The organism is Neobacillus sp. YX16 (assembly GCF_030123505.1).
Classification (GTDB): Bacteria; Bacillota; Bacilli; order Bacillales; family Cytobacillaceae; genus Neobacillus.
Map to the genome: position 1 here is coordinate 4512580 of NZ_CP126115.1, position 18162 is coordinate 4530741.

General features: G+C 37.4%; 15 protein-coding genes. 2 read left to right on the forward strand and 13 right to left on the reverse strand.

The features are described from left to right. Positions 1-5: 5 nt before the first annotated feature. The 6 genes from QNH48_RS22275 to QNH48_RS22300 form a co-directional block, all read right to left on the reverse strand. Positions 6-1076 carry a hypothetical protein gene (locus tag QNH48_RS22275; protein ID WP_283952054.1) on the reverse strand — a complete coding sequence of 357 codons (1071 nt, stop codon included), beginning with the start codon at positions 1074-1076 and terminating at the stop codon, positions 6-8. 317 nt (positions 1077-1393) lie between these two features. Continuing rightward, positions 1394-2047 (reverse strand): c-type cytochrome, encoded by a 654-nt coding sequence (locus tag QNH48_RS22280; protein WP_283952055.1) that lies wholly within the window; start codon positions 2045-2047, stop codon positions 1394-1396. A 10-nt stretch (positions 2048-2057) separates the two neighbouring features. Then, positions 2058-2507 carry a PCYCGC motif-containing (lipo)protein gene (locus QNH48_RS30485; RefSeq protein WP_349655100.1) on the reverse strand — a complete coding sequence of 150 codons (450 nt, stop codon included), beginning with the start codon at positions 2505-2507 and terminating at the stop codon, positions 2058-2060. 191 nt (positions 2508-2698) lie between these two features. Then, positions 2699-3262 carry an elongation factor P gene (efp, locus tag QNH48_RS22290; RefSeq protein WP_095247134.1) on the reverse strand — a complete coding sequence of 188 codons (564 nt, stop codon included), beginning with the start codon at positions 3260-3262 and terminating at the stop codon, positions 2699-2701. Positions 3263-3282: 20 nt separating this feature from the next. Further along, positions 3283-4344 (reverse strand): M24 family metallopeptidase, encoded by a 1062-nt coding sequence (locus tag QNH48_RS22295; protein ID WP_283952056.1) that lies wholly within the window; start codon positions 4342-4344, stop codon positions 3283-3285. A 102-nt stretch (positions 4345-4446) separates the two neighbouring features. Beyond that, positions 4447-4944: a YqhR family membrane protein gene (locus QNH48_RS22300; RefSeq protein ID WP_283952057.1), complete on the reverse strand. Its 498-nt coding sequence runs from the start codon at positions 4942-4944 to the stop codon at positions 4447-4449. Positions 4945-5276: 332 nt separating this feature from the next. Here QNH48_RS22300 and QNH48_RS22305 point away from each other — a divergent pair, with 332 nt between their 5' ends. Then, complete coding sequence (locus QNH48_RS22305) at positions 5277-5669, forward strand: SA1362 family protein (protein WP_179292530.1); 393 nt, start codon at positions 5277-5279, stop codon at positions 5667-5669. Positions 5670-5705: 36 nt separating this feature from the next. On the opposite strand, the gene QNH48_RS22310 is transcribed toward QNH48_RS22305, so the two are convergent. Both QNH48_RS22310 and splB read right to left on the reverse strand, forming a co-directional pair. Further along, positions 5706-6590 (reverse strand): patatin-like phospholipase family protein, encoded by an 885-nt coding sequence (locus QNH48_RS22310; protein WP_283952058.1) that lies wholly within the window; start codon positions 6588-6590, stop codon positions 5706-5708. A gap of 89 nt (positions 6591-6679) precedes the next feature. Then, entirely contained in the window at positions 6680-7705 is a 1026-nt protein-coding gene (gene splB, locus QNH48_RS22315; protein ID WP_349655101.1) for a spore photoproduct lyase, read from the reverse strand. Between the two features lie 195 nt (positions 7706-7900). Here splB and QNH48_RS22320 point away from each other — a divergent pair, with 195 nt between their 5' ends. After that, complete coding sequence (locus QNH48_RS22320; protein ID WP_283952060.1) at positions 7901-9691, forward strand: urease accessory protein UreH domain-containing protein; 1791 nt, start codon at positions 7901-7903, stop codon at positions 9689-9691. 481 nt (positions 9692-10172) lie between these two features. On the opposite strand, the gene QNH48_RS22325 is transcribed toward QNH48_RS22320, so the two are convergent. The 5 genes from QNH48_RS22325 to QNH48_RS22345 all read right to left on the reverse strand — a co-directional run bounded on the left by QNH48_RS22325 (position 10173) and on the right by QNH48_RS22345 (position 18096). Further along, on the reverse strand, positions 10173-12656 hold the full coding sequence (locus QNH48_RS22325) for a heavy metal translocating P-type ATPase (RefSeq protein ID WP_283952061.1): 2484 nt from the start codon (positions 12654-12656) through the stop codon (positions 10173-10175). Between the two features lie 39 nt (positions 12657-12695). Then, the gene (locus QNH48_RS22330) at positions 12696-13409 is read right to left on the reverse strand and encodes a hypothetical protein (RefSeq protein WP_283952062.1); all 714 of its coding nucleotides are present in this window, start codon (positions 13407-13409) and stop codon (positions 12696-12698) included. A gap of 104 nt (positions 13410-13513) precedes the next feature. Then, entirely contained in the window at positions 13514-14881 is a 1368-nt protein-coding gene (locus tag QNH48_RS22335; RefSeq protein WP_283952063.1) for a sensor histidine kinase, read from the reverse strand. Next, positions 14882-15568: a response regulator transcription factor gene (locus QNH48_RS22340; RefSeq protein WP_283952064.1), complete on the reverse strand. Its 687-nt coding sequence runs from the start codon at positions 15566-15568 to the stop codon at positions 14882-14884. A gap of 113 nt (positions 15569-15681) precedes the next feature. Continuing rightward, a complete protein-coding gene (locus QNH48_RS22345) occupies positions 15682-18096 on the reverse strand; it encodes a heavy metal translocating P-type ATPase (RefSeq protein ID WP_283952065.1) in 2415 nt (804 codons plus the stop codon). Positions 18097-18162: the final 66 nt, after the last annotated feature.

An 18162-nucleotide genomic window follows, 5' to 3' on the forward strand; every position in this document is an offset into this window, starting at 1 on the left:
CCCCATTAAATTAATTTTTTCATTTCTTCATCGTAGGTTTCTTGATCAATCTTTCCAGTTAGAAGCTTTTTACGTAATTCCTTTTTATCGTCAACACTAATTGACTTCGTTTCTTTTTTACCTTGTTGCTTTTTTGGGTGTTGAATCGCTGCTTTAGAACTAGGTGCTTTAGGTGCAGAATATGATTTTCCTTTTAACCCCAAGTAAATAAACACACCAGCTATGATGATGGCGATTCCAATTACGACTGCACCCCCAATTCCTATTATTGGCCTGTCAGAGTTACTGCCTGTTGTTGTGCTGCCGCTCTTACCATTAGTAAGTTGATCTGTTGCTGTACCATTAACACCAGTATGATTTTCATCATTGGGTGGTTGTTTCTCATTTATAGCGTCTAGAGTAGATTTGAAACCATCTTTTTGATAGGAAAATGAATATTTATAGCTTTCTCCTACTTTTACATTTTTGTATTGGTAATAGAACAGCTCTTCACCATATTCACTTTTCGTATTGTTTGGCGCCTTCGGCTCTAATGTAATCTCTTTTGCCTCCATTGGAGCATAGAAGATTACATCTAATGTTCCAATCTCTGTTGGGTTACTATATTCGTATGTAAAGCTTCTTTTATCCTTTACATCTACTGCGCTCGTATAATACTCGACAACGAATCTATATGATTCATTATTCTTAATTGCTTTTGAAGGTTTCCAAGAAATAGTTCCCTTTTCCTTATCTACATCAAATGGCCGTTGTACTTCGGGCTTATTGTCTTCAGGAAATTCAGCAACTAAGTACGCTTGGAAGCCTTTTTCACTAGCTGGAACAGCCAATTCAACTTTCCCATCAAAATCTTGCCCGCTTTTGTTTGTAAAAGTTCCATATTGTCCCACTAGTAAAGATGGGGTATCTTTTTCCCAACCTTCAGGATAATCAAACTCTGGCATTACCTGAATTTGCATCTCCGTATAGGGAAACTTCTCTGGCTGAAAGGTTGTTTCGGCCATAGCGTTTGAAATGATAAAACTTGATAAGAATGAGGTAATTACAAATAAAGCCAACAACTTTTTTTTAAGCATGTTAATCCTCCTTGAGCTCCTATAAAAAGCTATTTTTCACTATAGCCCTCTTTGAAATAAATATAATATTAATCATCTGTGGATAGTTGATTCACTTATGAACATTTTGTAAAAGGGTTATAAACGTTACGTTTTTGTCAAAAAATGCCCACAGAATGTTCACATTTATCACCCTGCCATAGTTATCACCCTGTTTTTATATATCCCAACTAGTACTATAACCCCAAACCCATTTACCTAATTGGCATGAAAATGAACGTTTTGTTAATTAATTTGCATACTAAAAAACCCTGAATCCGAAGATCCAGGGTTTTCCGTTATTTTCCTTCTAATGAACGGATATAGGTTACAATATCCGTAATTTCTTCTTTCTCAAGCTGTCTTACTCCATCAAGACCCTTTAATGACGCTGCCATTCTAGTATCGTCGCGGCCATATGCTGTACCAATCCAAATTTGCTTATCCGTAGTAAATTTCAAGAATTGTGGATTTGATAGAGCTGTTCCCATCTTTAATTTACCGCTGCCTGCTTCGCCATGACAGTTAATGCAATATAAATTATATAATTTTTCACCATTAACAATATTACCTGCAATTGTTTTAGGAACCTCAAAATCGATTTCTTCAGACTGCCAATTCCTAATATAAGCAACAACATTATTTAATTCATCCTCTGAAAGTCTTGGTCCATAGCTTGGCATTCCTGTACCTTCTCTGCCAACTTTTACACTATTGAAAATGTCTTTGTTACTAACAGCATTTAAATACTGTTGATTATTAATGGCCGTGCCCGCATTTTTACCTTCACCTTTTCCATTTTCACCATGGCAAATCAGGCACTGCTTGTTATAAATCTTTTCACCTGCGGCAATAGCTTCACCATTCTTGCTGTTAAAAATATCACTATTAACGATACAAATAATAATGCCTATAAAGATAATGATGTAAAGGCCATAAAGTATTTTTTTCATAGGTTATCCCTTACTTAGGTTCTGGCGTCGGAGTTGGCTCCCCAAAATCTTGATACTTCGTAGTGATTAAGTCATATATTTTCTTAGGGCTTTTACCGTCTAAATGCATCTCTACCGCCTCCCGGGCGATATCTATACAGACGTCTCAGGATATACTCATTGAATCCCAGCCGGTAACGGCATTGTCTTCTCCAAATGAATCAATATAGCAATCCAGATTACTTTCATGCCCATCTTGTGCATAACAGCCGCAATAACAAGGAACACCTGCTACTACTTCTGGGTAGTTCGATACCATAGCGTACGTTTCCTGAATTAAATCAGAAGAGTTTAAAACATAATCTGGTAATGGTAAATGCTTTTTATCTAAAGTCACATCCGTCTCCTTGGAGTTACCGCAGGCTGCAATTAGTAGACCAATAGCCGTACAGAGAAACAAGAGAGAGAGAATTTTTTTCATTGCTGTGTCACCCCTTTTGTTTATATGTTTGTAATTCTACTTAATTTTAGCAAAAACTAATCAGCTAAATAGAAACTAATTATTACTATTTAGTGAAGTTTTCACAATAGGGAAAGTAATAAACTTTTCACCATAAATAAACAAAAAAAACTAAGGCCATCCATTCAGGCCTTAGTTTTTTGGGAACTATTTTATTGTGCACGAGAAACATAAGATGCTTCAGTTGTATTGATAATTAATTTATCACCTTGATTAACAAAGAAAGGAACTTGAACTGTAAGTCCTGTTTCAAGGGTTGCAGACTTGGTTCCACCTGAAGAAGTATCACCTTTTATGCCTGGCTCTGTTTCAGTAACTTCAAGCACAACAGTATTTGGCAGTTCTACACCAAGTGTTTCATAGTTAAACATCATGATGTGGACTTCCATGTTCTCTTTTAAAAACTTTAATTCATATTCGATATTGTTTGCTGGCAGCTCAACCTGCTCGTATGATTCCATATCCATAAAAATATGCTGATCGCCGCTTGCATATAGATACTGCATTTTACGATTATCAATTTGTGCTTTTTCAACTTTCTCACCAGCACGGAACGTTTTTTCTTGAATCGCACCATTACGAAGGTTACGAAGCTTAGAGCGAACAAACGCCGCTCCTTTACCTGGTTTTACATGTTGGAAATCAAGAACGCGCCAAAGACCGCCATCCACTTCAATTGTCAATCCTGTTTTAAAATCATTAACAGAAATACTCATGTTTTATCCTCCTATGTCTATTACAAAATGATAAGTTCTTTTGTAGAATGAGTAAAAGCTTCGTTATGGTCTTTCGTAATGAGAGTATCATCCTCAATCCGGACCCCGCCAAGACCTGGTATGTAGATACCTGGTTCAACAGTAACAATCATGCCTGGTTCTAGAACCATATCTGAACGCATAGAAAGCGTTGGACCTTCATGGACTTCAAGACCAATCCCGTGACCGGTTGAATGACCAAAGTATTCTCCATAACCCTTTTCTGTTATGTAATCTCTGGTAAGTGCATCTGCCTCTTTACCTGTCATTCCAGGCTTTATACCAGCCATTCCTCTAACCTGCGCTTCTAGAACAACGTCGTATATCTCCTTCAGCTTTGCCTCAGGTTCTCCCACTGATACCGTTCTTGTAATATCAGATACATAACCGTTATAATAGGCACCAAAGTCCAAAGTTACAAAATCTCCTTTTTCAATGACTTTGTCACTTGCAACTCCATGTGGAAGAGCTGAACGATAACCTGACGCAACAATAATATCGAAAGAAGAAGATGTTGCTCCTGCTTTTCTCATAAAGAACTCTAATTCATTGGATACTTCAAGCTCCGTTTTTCCTGGTCGAATAACATCCAATATATGCTTAAATGCAGCGTCGGCAATATCCGCTGCTACCTTTAATATCTTAATCTCTGGTTCTGTCTTAATCAAGCGTAACTTTTCAATTACACCTGAAACAGGAACAAGTTCTGCTTCAACTTCTTTTTCATAAGCTTTATAGGTAGCAAATGATAAATGATCCTCTTCAAACCCAAGTTTTTTTATCCCAAGTATTTTTGCTTGCTTTGCAACCTCATCAACAAGTGTTCCGGTCATTTTAACAATCTCATAACCTTCGCATTGGTTTGAAGCTTGTTCAACATAACGGAAGTCCGTAATAAATTGTGCTTTGTCAGCACTAATAAGAACTACCCCAGCCGAACCAGTAAAGTTTGTCATATAGCGACGGTTGAATTGACTTGCAATTAAAAAACCATCAATTCCATATGTAGAAAAACTTGATCTTAATTTATCTATTTTTCCCATCTTCTCCCACTCTCCCGTATGTAATCCAGTAACAAATATTGCTTTGTTCTATAATATCAAAAATATTTTAACACATCTCAGTCCATAAAGACTAATAAAGCGTTAAGAGGCTGTCTCATTTTCCTCCATTTGATTAATTTCATACTCATAGTTAATGGAATAACCAATAAATAAGCCATAAACCAAATATAAACAAATCGAAGTAATGACCGTATCACGACTCAAGTCTAAAAACGGCTTCATTTCTGAAAAAATGGGATTCAACACTAAGTACACGATTATGAAAAGTGCAATACCATATCCTAAGCCCAACCAAATACCATTAAATTTTTTTAGTGCAATAGAATAAACAAAAGCAGCACCAACCGATAAAATCCCAAGTAAAATAATAGATATGACAGTCCCCAGCCATTCATTTTTCCAATCCCCTAATGCCCATGGACCTAGTATGATATTAGGACGAATTTCAGTGAAATTGAAGTAGTATGCAAAAAAACCAATCGTCCCCCAAAATAGACCTCCAAACAAGCCCGTCCAAAATACGACAGTAACAAAAGACATTGGTTTTGGATAATTTGACTTTTCAGGCCTTTTAGCCATATTAAATACCTCCTGTTAAATTAGTGCCTTACCTGATATGTAATCAACCTTATTATGCCCTTCCCACCTCAATCACTTGCATAGAATAAATTTTTTAATTGGAAATATTATGTCATCCTAGAGGTTTTTTCATATATGAAGTAGAATTAAATTAAGTACATACCATTTTTCATATCTCTTTCAAATTAAAATATCTCTTACTTTTGTAATGCAATACAAAAGAACTAATTGAAGATTGTTTATATTACAGCTTAAAGCTGAATAAAATATTAAAAACATTATTAATTTTGAGTTTAAAAAATTAAGAAAATGATTAAGATGCTGTTAGGGAGGTGGCTTTCTTGAAAAATCGGATTTCCGTTCCTTTGGTTGGTAGTGTTATTGTTTTAGGAATAATTGGCATTATTGCAGCATTTACAAGTGACCCTATTGGTTTTCTTAAGAATATCGTAGTGTTCGCATTGGTTGGTTTAGCCATTTATTTTGTTTTCAAACTAATTCGCAGGTCAAATCCTAGGAATAAAGAGCAGCAGGCCTTTATCAAAGCAGCTAAGAAGTCAAAAAGGCGTTTACAGACTAAAGGCGGCGAACAGTCTACAAAAGGTACATCTTTTGGTTCACTAACTTCTTTAAAGAGAAGCAAAATGACTAAAAAGAAATCCCCTGTTCACTTAACAGTTATCGATGGTAAAAAAGGCAAAAAGAAAAATCGAGCGTCTTTATAAGCGCTCGATTTTTTTCAATTTTAAAGAAGTACAAGCTTAATAACACCAAGACTTAAAAAACTTTTGTGCTGAATTTCTACCTAGCTGAAACAGCTCCTGTTTCTTTTCCTCCGTCAAATGGAACTCCATTGCCAACGCACCCTCCGAAGGGATAAATATGATATTCTTTTCATGCTTTCTAGAAATATAACGTGAATCATGCGCATCCTTCATTGTTTCAAACAAAGCTCCAAATAATTGAATAGCATTCTTGATCTGATGTTTTTCATGCTCATATTCATTTGCGCTTAATTTAATCCCAATTACTGGCCTTACTTTTTGAAGATTTTCCCGGTCGAAGAGCCACATCGGGAAATTGCTTAATACCCCGCCATCCACTATTACATTTACACCATCCATCGATTTCAATTTCACTGGTTCAAAAAAATATGGAATACTGCAGCTCATTCTTACAGCTTTTGCAATGGAGAAGGATCCAGGAGCAATACCATATTTAACTAAATCATCAGGTAAAACAACCAACCTGCCATTTGAAAGGTCAGATGCTATAATCCTTAAGTTTTGAGGGTGCAAGTCTGAAAAGGTTCTAATACCCTTTGCTGCTAATTTTTCTTCAATCCATTTTTCTAACTCGTTCCCTTTATATAACCCCAACTTCCAATAAACAAACAACCATTTAGCAAGTGGAAAAGGAATAATCATTTTACGAGCATCAAGAAACTTGGTTAAATCCAACTCATCAAGAAGTTGCTCCATTTCACTACTGCGATAACCAGCTGCAATAAATGCAGCGACAATTGACCCTGCACTGGTTCCTGCAACTCTTTCGAATTGAAAACCTCTTTTTTCAATTTCTTGAATGGCCCCAATAAGGGCAAACCCTTTTATTCCTCCTCCAGAAAAAACACCGTCTATTTTCATGGCAGCCACTCCTAAAGGTAACTCATTGTTACATCTTTAAGCAGAAGGTTCACGAAATAGTACGGTGTACAAGTTAAAAAATATTTTTTTTAAGTAAAATATTCAACAACTGCATTTGGAAAATATTCATTTATATATTGGCGAATGGTGGTTTCTAATTCATTTGCTTCTTCTGTTGGGTAAACGTATTTTCCAATTCCATAACGTCCCCATTTATATTTTCGCTTTTCCTCATCCATTTCAAGTTTTGTTTTCGGGTACCTTTTTGCAATTACATTCTTTGCCGGCTTTGTAAAGCGATGCTGAATGAGTTCGAACGTTAAATTGGGTATTTCTATGCCTGAAAGCTCGTCACTTAACCTCTCAAACAATTCACGATAGCCTTCCTTCCAATCTTCATGCAAATAAATGGGGGCGATAATAAACCCTAATGGGTAATTCGCCTTCGCAACCTTCCTTGCTGCTGACAACCGATCTTCAAAAGATGATGTACCTGGTTCAAAATTCTTTATCACATATCGCGAATTCACACTAAAACGAAACCTTGTCTTTCCATTATGATTGGCATCTAGAAGATGGTCTACATGATGGAATTTCGTTACAAATCGGAGAAGCCCAAATTCTGATTGTCCAATGAATTCAATCGTCTTCTTAAGTGAATGTGTTAAATGATCTAGTCCCACAATGTCTGAGGTACAAGCGGCTTCAAACCGGGTTATCTCAGGCTTACGCTCATCCATGTATTTTTGAGCTTGTTCAAAGATATCCTCTAGATTTACATAGGTTCTAATATATGGTTTGCTTCCAAGTGTTGTTTGTAAATAGCAATAATGGCAATGCCCCATGCAGCCAGTGGCTAAAGGAATAGCATATTCTGCCGAAGGCTTAGAAGTATCAAATTTCAATGTCTTTCTGATTCCTACTACAAGGGTTGATTTTGCATTACGGTATTTTTGATTTTCATTATCACCCGGCAAATCACGAATCTGATTATGAGAGGTAGTCTCACGAATTTCAAGATTCAGTTTTTCAAATTTCTCTTTTAGTTCTCTTCCAAGAGGGTATTCCAATGCTCTAGGTTCAAAGTATACTAATTGAGGCATAAAAGGTTCCAAGTTGTTTCCTCTTTTCAAGCTGTTTTTTATAGTATGAACATTTAGTAATGATTAACATAGTTCAAAATTTGGATATTTTTTGTCTACAAATTGTTCACTTCCATACTCTCTTTCTTCATATCATCAACACAAAAATTCTCTATACTTTACCTATCATTTAGTTGGTTTCATTAATTAGTAAAGGTAGGGAACTTTATGAGTAAAATAAGAGAACGTATAAAGGTATATGAAATGACCTGTACTTCTTGTGAGAAACGGGTTGAGAGGACTGTGAAAAAATTAGATGGTGTCCTCGGTGTAAAAGCTAGTTTTAGCGGTCAATTTGCGGAAATTGAATATGATGATCATTTTTGCGATGTAAAAAAAATTAAAAATGCTATTGAAAGTGTAGGTTATAGTACTGAAAGCCCTAAAGACTTTAAGTTTATTGGCATTATGATTGCAGTAGCAGCCGTTGTATTACTTGGAATCAACTCAGGGAATTACGATATGGAATCACAACTAAATAATGCTTCTTATGCTGTATTATTTGTAGTTGGAGTGATTACTTCTATCCATTGTGTAGGTATGTGCGGGGGAATCATGCTTTCTCAAAGTATTGGAAAAGAAAGCAAGAACAAATTTGAAGCCATAAAGCCAGCACTTTTATATAACGCCGGTAGAGTGGTTGCATACACGGTATTAGGTGGGGTCATTGGTGCTATTGGTTCAGTTTTCGCCTTGTCCCTAACTGCTAAAGCAGGTTTGCAGTTATTTGCTGGTGTTTTCATGATTATGATGGGCTTTAATATGGCTGGTTTTAAGGCCTTTAGAAAATTCCAAATTAAATTGCCAAATGTGGCTTGTAGGGCAATGAGTAAACCAAGAGCACCATTTTTTGTCGGACTTCTCAATGGATTAATGCCATGTGGTCCTCTACAAACCATGCAAATATTTGCACTAGGGACAGGCAGTGCTGTAGCAGGCGCCTTATCGATGTTTATGTTCTCTACTGGAACAGTCCCGCTCATGCTGACATTTGGAGCATTATCGGGGTTGTTGACCAAAGGGTACACAAAAAAAATACTAAAGTTTAGCGGTGTGTTAATCATTATGCTCGGCCTTATTATGAGTAACAGGGGGCTTGCCTTGGCAGGCATGAATATCAGTCCAATGGCTATTATGTCTAGTGTGGGAGCCTTCGGTGATGCAAACGCCTCATCATCCTCATCCGATGAGATTAAAGCAACAATTAAAGATGGGGTTCAGATCTTGAATATGACTGCTAATGTTTATGGCTATACTCCAAAAACTCTTTATGTCCAAAAGGGAATGCCTCTTAAATGGGTTATTAAGGGTGAAGAAATTACTGGCTGTAATAATACGATTGTCGTGCCAGGTATGGAAATTCAACAGAAGCTGCAAAGTGGAAATAATCTAATTGAATTCACACCAGGGAGTGAAGATCTTAATTTTAGCTGCTGGATGGGAATGAAGCGTGGAGTAATTAAAGTTGTAGATGATTTAGAAGCTATCACGGCTTCAGACAGTGACGGAGACGGGATTGATTCTGCTGTTACTGCACCGCCAGCGGAACCTGCTCAGTCTAGTATCTACGGTGACGATTTTAGTAAGGTAGCGACAGAACGTTTAGTTAAAAAAGCAGAAGTGGCTGCTAACGAGCAGACAATTACAATAAAAGGAACTGGATATGAGTTTGAGCCGCTTATTATAGTGGTTAATAAAGGTGTCAATACAAAAATGGCTTTAGACCTATCAGCCTTTGATAATGCAGAAGGGTACTTTATGATTCTGAATTCATCAACAATGCAAATTGTTACCGATTTTACCGGTACAAAGGGGATCAATAATATTGAATTTACTATTAGTAATAGTGGTTCATATGGTATCTACCTAAATGAAACAGAATTACTTGGAATGATAGAAGTGGTTAATGATATAAATATAGTCGACCTAGAGGAAATTAGAGCTAAATACCTAAAATAATGGCTGTGTTAAAGGTAACTGATGATTTTAGAACTCTGTTGATTTGTGCGGAAGGCGCGAGACTCCTCGAAAATGCTATCGCAATTTCTTCGTGCGTGGGCAGATTCGAGGAAGTAAATCAATGTCCTGCAGGAGGACGGGACAAGGGAGACCCCGCTCATCTCTTAGCGCCGAGGAGTAGGAAAAGCGGAAGCGCCTTGTACAGCCCCGACAAGCGTTGGAGGGCCCAACGATGAAGTCGTTCTTTGACTTCATCGTTGGGACCGAAGCGTCGAGGGGCTAGGCGCTGCAGCTAGACAGGCTTCCCGAACCGCCTGCGGAAAGCGAAGCGCCTCGGAACAGGCAGAGACCGCCTGTTCCTGCGGTGATTATTCGAAGAAGCATTCCTTAGTGGAGCACAAATCAACAGCCCAATTTACACAGCCTAAATAAAATTAAAAAGAGCTTTGATAATCAATTTGATTACCAAAGCTCTTTTTATTTACCTAGCTGGTTTAAAGCCTTTTAATCTTAATGCATTTAATAATACTGAAACGGAGCTTAAACTCATGGCAGCGGCTGCGATGATTGGGTTTAACAGCGGTCCTCCAAATAAGTAGAGTACTCCCATCGCTATTGGTATTCCTAATGTGTTGTAACCAAATGCCCAAAATAAGTTTTGTTTTATGTTTGAGATTGTTTTTTTACTTAATTGAATGGCAGTTGGTACATCCAGTAGGTCACTTCTCATAAGAACAATATCTGCAGATTCCATTGCAACATCTGTACCAGAACCAATTGCAATTCCGATATCTGCCTGTGCAAGCGCAGGAGCATCGTTTATACCATCGCCCACCATCGCTACTTTTCTACCTTCTGCTTGAATCTTTTTAACCTCGTTTGCTTTGTCTTCTGGCAGGACTTCCGCTAACACTCTATCAATCCCAACCTGTTTTGCTATCGCTTCTGCCGTCCTTCTGTTATCGCCAGTAATCATGGCAACTTCAATGCCCATCTTATGAAGCTGTTCAATTGCTTTTTTACTATTTTCTTTAACAGTATCTGCTACTGCGATAATTCCAGCCATACGACCATCTATTGCCACATACATTGGAGTTTTACCCTCGCCAGCAAGCCTATCAGATGTAACCTCTAGGTCTTTTAGCGAAATCTCCCTTTCAACCATAAGCTTTCGATTTCCGAGTAAAATGTTCTTACCATCCATTTTAACCTCAATTCCATGACCAGGAATTGCTTTGAAGAAGTCTAAGTTTTTAAATTCTATACCTCTTTCCTCAGCATCTTTCACAATTGCCTCCCCTAATGGATGCTCTGATCCTTTTTCAGCAGAAGCAGCCAATTGAAGCAGGTATTCCTCCGTAATTTCACTCGTAACAACAACATCTGTAACCTTTGGTTTGCCCTCAGTAATTGTCCCAGTCTTATCAAAGACAATGGTTTTAATTTTGTGAGCAGTCTCTAAGGCAACACCGCTTTTAATTAGTACCCCATATTCAGCACCTTTTCCTGTACCTACCATAATAGCTGTTGGGGTTGCCAAGCCTAAAGCACATGGGCAAGCGATAACAAGAACAGATATAAAAATGGTTAAAGAGAATACTCCCGTTTCACCTGCAAAGAAATACCAAGCCAACGCTCCCGCAATTGCGATCCCAATTACCACAGGAACAAAATATCCAGAAATAATATCTGCCATCTTTGCAATCGGAGCCTTTGAACCTTGCGCATCTTCTACTAGTTTAATAATCTGTGCTAAAGCAGTATCTTTTCCAACTCTAGTAGCCTTATATTTGATCAATCCATTTTTATTGATACTTGCTCCGATAATTGCATCGCCTATATTTTTTTCTACTGGCAAACTTTCACCAGTCAGCATTGATTCATCAACAGAAGTCATCCCTTCGATTACTTCACCATCTACAGGCATCTTTTCTCCTGGTTTAACAACAATGATATCACCGACTTCTACTTCTTCGATTGCTATTTCTACTTCTTTACCATTACGAATAATCATCGCTGTTTTGGGGGCTAGTCCCATTAGTTTCTTTATTGCCTCAGAGGTCTTTCCTTTTGTAACGGCTTCTAAATATTTACCTAGCAGGATTAAGGTTATAATAACGCCGGCAGCTTCAAAATATAAATCGTAGGCATAATCGATGTTCCCGCCATATATCTGAAAGATAGCAAAGATTCCGTAAAGGAATGCTGCAGAAGTACCCATAGCAATTAAAGAGTCCATATTGGGGCTTCTACTAATCAGAGAGCTAAAGCCAACCGTAAAGAACTTATTGCCAGCAAATAACACTGGAAGTACCAATAATAATTGAATTAAACCAAAGTATAGTGGATTCACCATTGGATCAATAATCGCTGGAAGTATAAAACCAAGCGGTTCAAAAAACATATGACCCATTGTGATAACAAGCAGCGGCACGGTAAATAAAGCAGAAATCACAAACTTCTTCCATAGCAGCTTGATTTCTTTTTCTTTTCTCTCTTTATCACTATCAACTGTCGTTGCCTCTTCTATTGCTTTATATCCTGCCTTCTCGATTGCTTGTTTAATATCTGAAACTCTCACCTTAGAAGGCTCAAAGCCTATTGATAATTTTTCGGTTGCATAATTTACACTTGATTCCAGCACTCCATCAAGCTTACTAGTTACCTTTTCAATTCTTTTCGCACAGGCAGCACAGGTCATTCCTTCTATTTGCAGTACCCTCTTTGCCGACTCAATAATGGCCTCATACCCTGCCTTCTCAATCGTTGCACGAATAGCTGGGAGTGATACGACGGATTCATCATATTGAATACTTAATTTCTCGGTTGCATAATTCACGCTCGAATCTTGAACTCCCTCAAGCTTTTTTGTTACTTTTTCAATTCGATTAGCACATGCTGCACAGGTCATTCCACCTATTTGAATAATCTGTTCCAACCCACTCACCTCAATCTTTTCTATCAAATATGATAACCACCCAAGATATCAGGGGTGGTTTATTTATTATTTTTTAATATCATAGATTTTAACGATTTGATCTGGACTTGCTCCCATTCCCATATCATTATCACTTGCTTCTTTAAAGACCCAACCGCTGTCTTCAAGCTTATTGATATCTAGTCCTGCTTCTACAAGGGGCTCCGCATTTAACACAAAGATCATATCGGCATTATTTGTACCAAGCTTTTCTGTCCACTGAACTTGGTTACCCTCTCCAAGGCTAAGACCAAAATGTTGTACATCCTTATGATACTTCACATTGTCTGTATCAGCCTTTAAGAGTCTTCTCATGGAATCTTCAGACCCATTAGAAGCTTGTTTCTTATCTGATACATTGTAGGGTTTAATAAGACGAATAGGTAAATCATTCCCTTTATCGTCCTTAGCAGCAGGTTCATAAAGCCACTCGTTTTCATCAAGCTTACTAATATCTAGTCCTGCTTCTACAAGAGGATCCGCCAGCATAACCATAGCAAAATCCGCCTTATTAGCTGACATATCTTTACTCCATTCAAACTTTTCACCTGTTGGCAGCTCAAAGCCCCAATGTTTTAGAGCTTCATGGAACCCTTTTTTATCAGGATAGGCCTTTACAATTTTATTAAAGGCAAAAAGAGCATTATCTGCCTCTTTATCTCCTGTTACTGGTCTGCTGCAACCCGTGAAGGCTGCTAATATTGCGCTCGAAACTAGCAAGGTGACTATTTTCTTTTTCATCTCTACAACTCCTAATGTGTAATGCTTACAACATTAGAATAGTGAAGTGTTATGAAGACAGTATGAAGAAAATAGGAGTGTCAAATTTTGGTCACAGATTTGCGTTAATTTGTTGAATTAAAATAGACCCGTACTGTAGTTCCTAATCCTTCTTCACTCTCTACCTCAATCATCGCATTGTGAAGCTCAAGGATATTCTTAACAATCGTTAAACCAATACCATTTCCTTTAATTTGACTCCTACTCCTATCTCCTCTATAAAGCCTTTCAAAAATAAATGGTAAATCTTCCTGCTTAATACCAATGCCGTTATCTATCAATTCCATAATAATGAACTTTTTTTCTTTATAAAGTTTAATCAAAATCTTCCCATTACTTTCAGAAAATTTTAGTGCGTTTGATATTAAATTTATTACTACTTGTTTCATTTTGTCCTTATCTGCAATGATTTGGTAATCTTCAGGGACAATATCATATTGAATCATACTATTATTATTTTCAGCAGCCCTATAGAAATCCTTACAAATCTCTGAAATCAATTGATCAAGGAAAATAGCTTCATAATTAAGCTTGATACTTTCTGATTCAAACTCTTTTAACAAATTTAAGTCATTTATTAAATTCCCAAACCGAATTACTTCCTCATTTAAATAATGTAATCCCTCATTTGTTACAGGAATTACACCATCAATCATTGCCTCAAGATTATTTTGTAACACGTTTAAAGGCGTTCTAATCTCATGCGTTATATCTGATACTAATCTTTTTCTGAGAGTGTCCTGGTACTTTAATTTTCCTGCAAGGATATTCACACTTTTTCTTAAATCCTCTAACTCTGCAATATTACTTTTTATATTCGATACCGTATCAAAGTTTCCTTGAGATAGACTGACAGACATTTTTGCCACCGCTCGAATTGGAGTAGAAAATTGTTTTGAAAAATACAGACTCAAGCTAATGATGATAATTAGAGCAAGGGCACCACTGGCTATAATGCTTTTGTTTATGGAAGACTTAAAGGTTAAATCTTCTTCTGATAGAAGCACCGACGAATATTGTCCGATATCGATAAACCCAACTATTTTACCATTCTCTTTAATCTCAAACGTTTTTGTAGTATAAACACCACTTTCATGCCCTGGCATTTCTCCGATATGGATTTGAGTTTGTAAGTCCTCAGGATCCATTCCCCAGACTGCCTGTTTGCTGCTATCTAACAGTGTCAAACAATAATTTCCCATATATGCCTCATGCATTAATTCTACACCTGTATCAGAGGACCATTTACCTTCCCGTTTATGGGCTTCTTCAAAATAGGTAACAATTCTTTCATACCTCTTGTTCTGGATTTCAATCATGTATTCGTTAAATTTATTGGAAACAGTCATATTAACAAAAATAGTAACCAGCAGGATGGCAGCCACCGCTGATAATACCAATAAAATGCTTAATCTTCTGCTGATTGATTGCACTTACTTCTCACCACCAAACTTATATCCTGCTTTCATAACCGTAAGGACAAATTTGGGGTTCTTCGTGTCTATTTCTATCTTTTTACGAATATTTTTTATATGCACATCAATGGTCCGATCATAGCCGCTAAAATCTACGCCGAAGATTTTATCAATCAGCTGTTCTCTCGATAACACACTTCCTTTTGCTGAAACAAGTGCACAAATAATATCAAACTCATTAGGTGTAAAAGGGACCTCTTGCTTCAAAATTTGGACTGTTCTTTTATCACAATCAATCGATAAATAACCGTCGTCAAAAATAACCTTGGAAGAAGGAAATTTGGAGCTTATTCTCCTAAATAAAGCATTTACTCTTGCAGTTAATTCTCTTGGGCTGAATGGTTTTATTAAATACTCATCAGCACCGATATTTAATCCCTCTATTTTGTCATTTAATGAGCCTTTTGCTGTCAGCATAAAGATATGCACATCAGATGATTGACGAATAATCTTGCAAACTTCTTCTCCGCTAATATCAGGCAGCATTAAATCCAATATAATTAATTTAAAATCCGCTATTTTTAAAAAATCCAACCCTTTTAAGCCAGTGGCTGCACAATGAACGGTATAACCTTCTTTTTCTAAATAACCTTTTATGACAGTTGAAACACTTTCCTCATCTTCAATTAGTAAAATTTGATTCATACGATTTCACCCGGCTAATTAAATTTGCTTCCTTGTAAAATAAGTATAATAGTTAAAGATAGTGAAAAATGTGAAAAAGGCTGACAATTATGTGTCAGCCTTTTTGTAGTTCACTATAGTTTTACTTTTTGTAATCGTAAAGCATTAAGGACAACGGATACAGAACTGAATGCCATAGCTGCGCCTGCAAGCCAAGGGGCTAAGAAACCGAGTGCTGCAAATGGTATTCCCAGTGAATTATAAGCAAGTGCCCAGAAAAGGTTTTGCTTTATGTTCGTTATTGTCTTCTTACTCATGAAAATAGCGTCTGCTATACTATTTAAATCCCCGCGAATAAGAGTAATGTCGGCTGCTTCCATTGCCACATCTGTACCGGTTCCAATCGCCATCCCAATATCAGCAACTGCCAACGCCGGAGCATCGTTAATCCCATCGCCCACCATTGCTACTTTCTTGCCTTGCGCCTGTAATTGCTTAATTTCAGATGCCTTGCCCTCCGGAAGGACTTCTGCAATCACATTTTCAATTCCAGTCTGTTTTGCGATTGCTAAGGCAGTCTGCTGATTATCACCTGTAATCATAATGACTTCCAGCCCCATGTCTTTCAGTCGCTTGATGGCACTTTTTGATGTTTCCTTAATCGTATCAGCAACAGCAACGGTACCTGCAAATTGTCCGTTTATGGCTGTAAGCATCGCTGTCTTTCCTGCCCTTTCTAATTCATTCATTTTTTCAAAAGCAGAAGCTGCCTCCACGTTGTACTTATTCATTAATTTCCTTGTACCAATTAATAATTCTTTCCCATCAACCACAGCTTTGATTCCAAAACCAGGAATCGCTTCGAATTCGGTAACATCTTTAAAGTGGATTCCTTTATCCTTAATACCCTGGACAATCGCTTGTGCTAAGGGGTGCTCCGATTGCTTTTCAGCCGAGCCAATCAATGATAATAATTCTTCCTCGTCGAACGTTTGGGTTGTGATGACATCCGTTAGTACAGGTGTACCGTTAGTTACTGTTCCGGTCTTATCCAATACAACAGTGGTAATCCGGTGGGTCATTTCTAAGTGTTCTCCACCCTTAAACAGAATTCCATACTCTGCAGCCCGGCCTGAGCCAGCCATGATTGAAGTTGGAGTTGCCAGTCCTAGTGCACATGGGCAGGCAATAACAAGGACGGCTATCATTTTTTCTAAGCTTTCCGCAAAATCACCAGGAGCTGCCCATACAAACCAAATAATAAAAGTAAGAACTGCGATTCCAACCACAATTGGTACGAATACCCCAGAAATTTTATCTGCAAGTCGTTGAATCGGAGCCTTAGAACCCTGTGCTTCTTCCACTACTTTAATAATTTGTGCTAAGGCTGTATCCTTTCCAACCTTTTTTGCTTCCACTTTTAAAAAGCCGTTTTTGTTAAGCGTTGCACCTATAACATCTTCTCCAATTGTCTTATCAACAGGAACACTTTCACCGGTAAGCATGGACTCATCAATGGCTGAATTACCTTCAATGATTTTTCCATCAACAGGTATTTTTTCGCCTGGTTTTATATATAGGATATCTCCTACGACAACCTCTTCAAGTGGAATTACCAGTTCTTGACCATTTCTTTCAACTACCGCCGTCTTAGCTTGAAGCCCCATTAATTTCTTAATCGCCTCTGAGGAGCGCCCTTTAGCTTTTGCCTCAAAAAGCTTCCCTAAAATAATTAAGGTAATTAATATGGAACTTGTTTCATAATAAAGTTCCACTCCATGTGCTTCTTCCATAAGGGACATAATCGATAAATACAGACTATAAAAATAAGCTGCTGATGTCCCAAGGGCAACCAGTACATCCATATTAGCACTTTTATTTTTTAGCGCCTTATAGGCTCCAATGTAAAACTGGGAACCAATAATAAACTGAACAGGTGTAGCCAAAGCTAGCTGCACCCATGGATTCATAAAAGCTTCAGGAACCCAAATAAAAGATGTAAATGAAAAGTGTCCAACCATTGCCCACAATAATGGAAGGGAAAGAATGGCTGAAAAAATAAACTTGCCTGTTTGCTTACTAATCTCCTTTTGACGATGGTCACTTGTTTCTTTTACATTCTCCTTCAAACGAGCCCCATAGCCAAGCTTTTCAACCTTATTAATAATGTCACTTGGTGTTAAGACAGACTCGTTGTATTCCACCGTAGCTTTTTCAAGTGCCAGATTCACATTCGCCTTAACGACCCCATCTAATTTATTCAAACCCTTCTCTATTCTCGTTGAGCATGCCGCACAAGTCATCCCGGTAATATCAAATTCTGCTTTTTCGGTAACCACGTCATAACCAAGGTCTCTAATTTTTTTTTCAATATCTTCGACCTTTAGTTTTTGTGGATCATATTTTATAGCAGATCTTTCTAATGCAAGATTAACGGTTGCTGTTTCTACACCTTCTAATTTATTTAAACCCTTTTCTATCCTTAAGGCACAAGCAGCACAAGTCATTCCGGAAATTTGTAAATTGGTTTCATTTAAAACTTGAGACATAGAATCCACTCCCTTATACCCCTTATGGGTATATTTTATTTTAAAAAGAACGTGCTATTTATAGCA

Bases quoted from the DNA above. Each gene is read 5' to 3' on its own strand.
- QNH48_RS22275 (WP_283952054.1), bottom strand. From the start codon at position 1,076: ATGCTTAAAAAAAAGTTGTTGGCTTTATTTGTAATTACCTCATTCTTA.
- QNH48_RS22280 (WP_283952055.1), bottom strand. From the start codon at position 2,047: ATGAAAAAAATACTTTATGGCCTTTACATCATTATCTTTATAGGCATT.
- efp (WP_095247134.1), bottom strand. From the start codon at position 3,262: ATGAGTATTTCTGTTAATGATTTTAAAACAGGATTGACAATTGAAGTG.
- QNH48_RS22295 (WP_283952056.1), bottom strand. From the start codon at position 4,344: ATGGGAAAAATAGATAAATTAAGATCAAGTTTTTCTACATATGGAATT.
- QNH48_RS22300 (WP_283952057.1), bottom strand. From the start codon at position 4,944: ATGGCTAAAAGGCCTGAAAAGTCAAATTATCCAAAACCAATGTCTTTT.
- QNH48_RS22310 (WP_283952058.1), bottom strand. From the start codon at position 6,590: ATGAAAATAGACGGTGTTTTTTCTGGAGGAGGAATAAAAGGGTTTGCC.
- QNH48_RS22320 (WP_283952060.1), top strand. From the start codon at position 7,901: ATGAGTAAAATAAGAGAACGTATAAAGGTATATGAAATGACCTGTACT.
- QNH48_RS22330 (WP_283952062.1), bottom strand. From the start codon at position 13,409: ATGAAAAAGAAAATAGTCACCTTGCTAGTTTCGAGCGCAATATTAGCA.
- QNH48_RS22340 (WP_283952064.1), bottom strand. From the start codon at position 15,568: ATGAATCAAATTTTACTAATTGAAGATGAGGAAAGTGTTTCAACTGTC.
- QNH48_RS22345 (WP_283952065.1), bottom strand. From the start codon at position 18,096: ATGTCTCAAGTTTTAAATGAAACCAATTTACAAATTTCCGGAATGACT.